A 2,254-nucleotide genomic window follows, 5' to 3' on the forward strand; every position below is an offset into this window, starting at 1 on the left:
CGCGGCGCGGGGGTCGTGGCGGCCGCGCCGGAGGCCTGGACGGCCGCGGCGGCCGCGGCCGCCACCTCGGGCTCGATCTGGCCGACCGCCGCCCCGGTGAGCGAGGCCAGCGTGGCCTTGATGTGGTCCAGGTGCTGCTGCACCGTGTCCAGCCGGGTGTCGAACTCGCGCTGCTCGCGCTCGCTCTCCGCGTTGATCTTCTCGGCCTCCCGGCGGGCCTGCTCGATCAGCTGGTCGGCCTTGGCCTGGGCGTCCGTCTCCAGCTGCTTGATCCGGTTCAGCACGGTCTCCCGCTGCTGCTCCGCCTCCTTGACCCGGCGCTCGGCGGTCGCCGAGACCTCGGTGTCCTCGGCGTCGGCCTTGGCCTGGGCGGCGGCGAAGGTCTCGTCGGCCTTGCGGCGCCGGGTGGCCAGCTCGGCCTCGGCCTGCTCGCTGGCCTCGGCGGCGGCCACCCGCACCTTGGCGGCGTAGGCGGTGGCGGCGTCCCGGGCGGAACGGCTCTCCCGGTCGGCGTCGGACCGGATGCCCTCGGCCTCGGCCCGGGTCCGCTCCTCGGTGCGTCGGGCGGCCGCGTCGGCGTCGGTACGGGTCGTGGTGCCGTACTCCTTGGCGGCGCGGTCGGCGGCCTGGCCGGCCTCGTAGACCTCGTCCCGCAGGTCCTCGGCGAAGCGCTCGGCCTTCTCCCGGACGGCGCGCGCCTCGTTCTCGGCCATCGCGGCCAGTCCGGCGGCCTGCTCGCTGAGCACCTGGTAGTCGGGCTCCGGGGCGTCCTCGGCGGTCCGGCGGATGTCGGCCAGTCGGGCCTCCATCTGCCGGATGCCTGCGCCCAGGACGCTCAGCCGCTCCCACGCCTCGTCACGCTGCGCGGTGAGGGCGGCCAGGGCTCGGTCGACCTGCTCGGGCACGTAGCCACGGCGGGCCTGGGTGAAGCCGTACTGGGGGACGGCGTCGCTCATGGGCTCTTCCCCTCGTTTCGCGGGCTGCGGAGCCCATGATCGGACGGAACGGACGGATCCGGAACCGGTTCGGAGGCCGGGGCCGGATTCCGCCGTCGTACGGACCGGAATGTGTCGAGGACCGGACGAATAGACCCATCCTCTTGACCTATTTTGCGCAGATCCGGGCGAAACCCCAACGAGGCACGGCTGCGTCGGCATGCCGAAGGGGTCGTTCCGGACACCGGAACGACCCCTCCCACCTGCGAGGATCAGCGACGACCCGCTACAGCAGGCCGTCCCAGAACTGCTCCAGCAGCACGGCCCACCACGTGTCCGCGTTCTGCAGGGCCGCCGGGTCGATCGCGGCGAGCTGGGCCTGGAAGTCGGTCGTCCATCGACCGGCCTGGTCCGGCGTCAGCCCGTACCGGAGCCGCCACATCCGGCCCAGCAGGGCCAGCGAGCGGACGAACTCCGGTACACCGCTGTTGACGAACCTGGGCGGCTGGCCGGTTCCATCGATGTCCACGGCCACCACGTGCGCGGTGCCGTACTGGACGCACAGCTGGCGGCCGTAGTCGTTGCCCAGCACCAGGTAGCCGCCGAAGTCCGGGCCCGCGGCGAGGCCGCGCTCGGCGGCCAGCTCGGCGAGCGTCGGGATCGGACGGCCCTCCTGCGCCTGCGCCCAGAAGAACGGCCCGAAGTCGCGCGGCAGCCCGGCCCACATCAGGGTCTGGGACACCGGCTCGGGCACGCCCTGGCGGGAGACGGCGCGTTGCTCGTAGCGGAACAGGTTCTGCCCGAAGGCGGCCCCGGTCTCCTGGGCGAGCTGCTGCGGCGGGAGCGGCGGCAGCGCCTGGACCGTCCCCGGCGCGGGCGGCGGCACCCGGAACGGGCGGACCCGCTGGGCGCCGGACGCCAGCTGGTGCAGCTCGTCCAGGTGGTCGAGCAGCTCGGCCATCCCGGCCTGCCGGGAGGCGTGGTCGCGGCCGTACGGGGCGGTGTGGGTGAGCCGGACGTTCGGCCAGGACGCGGCGATCATGCGGTTGCAGTAGCCGCCCGGCAGGTCGCAGGACTCCAGCTCGGTGTAGAGCTCCAGCACCTGCTCCGGCGGCACGTTGAGCCGGCGCAGGTCCTGGAGGATCTTCCACTCCGGGTGCGGGGTGCCGGGCTCGCTGCGGTGCAGCAGCTTCTGCTCCGAGCCGTCCGGGCCCCGGTAGCTGAGCGCGGCGAAGTACCCCGGGCCGACCGCGGGCACGCCCGGCGGCACCGGCGCGGGCGGCGGCGAACCGGGCACCACCGCCGGCGGGACGACCCCG

General features: G+C 74.4%; 2 protein-coding genes. Both read right to left on the reverse strand.

Annotation, left to right across the window (positions count from 1 at the left end):
• Positions 1-956: hypothetical protein (locus AE652_RS39890; protein ID WP_049660572.1), on the reverse strand; the 956-nt coding region annotated here is incomplete at its 3' end.
• A gap of 265 nt (positions 957-1,221) precedes the next feature.
• On the reverse strand, positions 1,222-2,254 hold a 1,033-nt coding region (locus AE652_RS39895), incomplete at its 5' end, for an SUKH-4 family immunity protein (protein WP_049660574.1).

Origin of the sequence: Kitasatospora sp. MY 5-36 (assembly GCF_001182915.1) — a bacterium.
GTDB lineage: Bacteria > Actinomycetota > Actinomycetes > Streptomycetales > Streptomycetaceae > Kitasatospora.